At 75.2% G+C, this 3,676-nt stretch carries 1 protein-coding gene; it reads right to left on the reverse strand.

What is annotated here, in order from left to right:
• Positions 1–3,676 (reverse strand): type I polyketide synthase (locus ABZW14_RS34175; RefSeq protein ID WP_355355378.1); only part of this gene is annotated, 3,676 nt, incomplete at both ends.

Here is a 3,676-nt window from a genome sequence, read left to right on the forward strand (position 1 = left end):
CGTGCAGGGTGGTGATGCCGTCGGCGAAACGCACCGCCTCACGCACGTGCCGCACCCAGTAGCCCGGGCTGGCGATCTCCGCCGGCTCGGCGAGCTGCCCGGTCAGGTTCGACACGATCGGCAGGCGCGGCTGATGCCAGGTCAGACCGTCCAGAACACGGCGGAAGTCGGCCAGCATCGGCTCCATCAACCGCGAGTGGAACGCGTGACTGACCGGCAGACGCTTCACCCGCCAGCCCCTCCCCGCGCACTCTTCCGCGACCCGGTCCAGGTCGACGGTCGGCCCGGACAGCACCACCGACCGCGGCCCGTTCACCGCCGCCACATCCAGCCGGATGCCGCAACTGTCCAGCAGACCCCGAACCTGCTCCTCCGACGCGGCGACCGCGAGCATCCCGCCACCAGCCGGCAACGCCTGCATCAGCGAGCCGCGGGCCGCCACCAGCGCGCACGCGTCCTCCAGCGACAGCACACCAGCCACGTAGGCGGCGGTCACCTCACCGATCGAATGACCGGCCACATAGTCGGCGGCCACACCCCACGACGACAGCAGCTCGTGCAACGCCACCTCGACGGCGAACAACCCCGCCTGCGTGAACACCGTCTGATCCAGCAACCCGGCCAGCTCACCGCCCGGCTCCGCGAACACCACCTCCCGCAACGAGCGATCCAGGCGGCCGTCGAACAGGGCGCACACCCGGTCGAACGCCTGCGCGAACACCGGGAACCGGTCATACAAGTCCCGGCCCATCCCCGGGCGCTGCGCACCCTGACCGGTGAACAGCAACGCACGCCGGCCGGTGGTTACGGTGCCGGTGATCAGGCCGGGTTCGGTCGCGCCGCCGGTGATTGCGGCCAGTCCGGCGGCGAGGTTGTCCACGGTGGTGCCGAGGACGACGGCCCGGTGGTCCAGGGCGGCCCGCCCGGTGGCCAGCGACCAGGCCAGGTCGACCGGCAACGGGTTCCCGCCGCCGTACAGGTGGTCGGCGAGGCGCCGCGCCTGCCCGGCCAGGGCGTCGGCCGACCGCGCCGACAACAGCCAGGGCAGTACGGGCGCGCCCGCGTCCCCGGCACCGATCGGTGCGGTGTCCACCGGGGCCGGCTCGGGTTCCGGCTGCTCGATGATCACGTGGGCGTTGGTGCCCGAGATGCCGAACGAGGACACCGCCGCCCGGCGGGGCCGCGCCACCGCCGGCCAGGGCCGCGCCTCGGTGACCAGGCGGACGGCCCCCGAGGACCACTCCACCTTCGACGACGGTGTGTCCACATGAAGGGTGGCCGGGACGAGGCCGTGCCGCAGGGCAAGCACCGTCTTGATTACACCGGCGACGCCGGCGGCGGCCTGGGTGTGGCCGAGGTTCGACTTGATCGACCCCAGCAGCAGAGGTTCCTGCCCGTCGCGCCCCTGCCCGTACGTGGCCAGCAGCGCCTGCGCCTCGATCGGGTCGCCGAGCGTGGTGCCGGTGCCGTGCGCCTCCACCATGTCCACGTCGGCCGGCGACAGTCGCGCGGCGGCGAGCGCGGCCCGGATGACCCGCTGCTGCGCGGGCCCGTTGGGGGCGGTGAGGCCGTTCGACGCGCCGTCGGAGTTGACCGCCGAGCCGCGCAGCACGGCGAGGATCCGGCGTCCGTCCCGCCGCGCATCGGAGAGGCGCTGCACCAGCAGCATCCCGACGCCCTCGCCCCAGCCGGTGCCGTCCGCCGAGTCGGCGAAGGAGCGGCACCGGCCGTCGGGGGCGAGCCCGCCCTGGCGGGAGAACTCGACGAAGGTGGCCGGTGAGGCCATCACGGTAACGCCCCCGGCCAGCGCCAGCGTGCACTCCCCGGACCGCAGGGACTGTGCGGCCAGGTGGAGCGCCACCAGCGACGAGGAGCAGGCGGTGTCCACGGTCACCGCGGGCCCCTCGAACCCGAACGCATACGCCACCCGGCCGGAGAGCACGCTGGTGGCGGTGCCGGTCAGCAGGTGCCCGCCGACCTCCTGGTCGCGTCCCATCGCCGTCGAGGCGTACCCCTGGAAGCTGGCGCCGGCGAAGACGCCGACCCGCTCCCCGGTGAGCCGGGCCGGGTCGATGCCGGCGGATTCGACGGCCTCCCAGGAGACCTCCAGCAGCAGCCGTTGCTGCGGGTCCATGGCCAGGGCCTCCCGGGGTGAGATGCCGAAGAAGTCGGCATCGAAGGCGCCCGCCTCGTAGACGAAGCCGCCCTGCCGGGGGAAGGAGGCGTCGGAGAGCCGGCCGGCGAGGAAGCTGTCCCAGCCCCGGTCGAGGGGGAAGTCGGAGATGCCGTCGCGGCCCGCGGCGAGCAACTCCCACAGCTCGTCGGGACCGGTCACGCCGCCGGGCAGCCGGCAGGCCATGCCGACGATGACGATCGGGTCGTCGTCGAGCGCGGCGGCTGCTTCCGGCCGGTCCTCGGCCGCCGGGGCGCCGGTCAGGGCGGCGGCGAGGTGCGCCGCGAGCGCCAGCGGGGTCGGCTGGTCGAAGACGAGGGTGGCCGGCAGAGCCAGGCCGGTCTCGGCGGCGAGGCGGTTGCGCAGCTCGACGGCGGTGAGCGAGTCGAAGCCCAGCCGCTGGAACGCGCGATCGGCCGGTACGGCGTCGGCCGTCGGGTGCCCGAGCACCGCGGCGGCCTGGGCGCGGACCAGGTCGAGCAGGTACGCGTCCCGCTCGGGCGCGGTCCGGCCGGCGAGCCGGCGAGCGAGCGGCGAACCGTCCCCCGCCTCGGGCCCGCTCACGGTGGCGGGCCGCGCCCCGGGGATCTCGTCGAGCAGCGGGCTGGGGCGCAGCGCGGTGAACGCGGCCGCGAACCGGTCCCAGGCGACGTCGGCGACCACCACCGTGGCGTCGTCCCGGTCGAGCGCGCCCTGGAGGGCGCCGACGGCCAGGTCCGGATCCAGCGCCGGCAGGCCGCGCCGGGCCAGTTGTTCCTGCGCCTCGCCCTGGACCGCCATGCCGCCACCGGCCCAGGGCCCCCAGGCCACGGCCGTGCCGCCGGCGCCGCGATCCCGGCGGCGGCTGACGAGGGCGTCCGCGAAGGCGTTGGCCGCCGCGTAGCCGGCCTGCCCGGCGGAGCCCCACACGCCGGCGATCGAGGAGAACACCACGAACGCGTCCAGCCCGTCGGGCAGCAACTCGTCGAGGTGGGCCGCGCCGTCGACCTTGGCCCGGAGCACGTCGCGCAGCTCGTCGGGGGTGACGTCGGCGAGCGGGGTGAACTGCGGGGCGCCGGCGGCGTGCACGACGGCGCGCACCGGATCGCCCTGGGCGGTCAGGCCGTCCAGCAACCCGGCCACCGCCGCCCGGTCCGCCACGTCACAGGCCACGACCGTCACCCGCACGCCGCACCCGCGCAGGTGATCGACCAGCTCACCAGCTCCCGGAGCATCCACACCGCGCCGGCTGGTCAACACCAGATGCTCCGCCCCCGCTTCGGCCGCCCACCTGGCCACCCGGGCACCCAACGCACCCGTACCGCCGGTCACCAGCACCGTCCCGGACAACCGGAACTCCCGCCGCACCGGATCACCCGACGCCGCCACCAATCGCCGGGCGAACACCCCGGACGACCGCACCGCCACCTGGTCCTCGGCACCGGAGGCCAGCACCCCGCACAGCCGCCGCACGGCCCGCGCGTCCACCGTCTCCGGCAGGTCCACGAGGCCGCCCCAACGGCC

Origin of the sequence: Micromonospora sp. NPDC004551, from assembly GCF_040609975.1 — a bacterium.
Taxonomy (GTDB): Bacteria; Actinomycetota; Actinomycetes; order Mycobacteriales; family Micromonosporaceae; genus Micromonospora.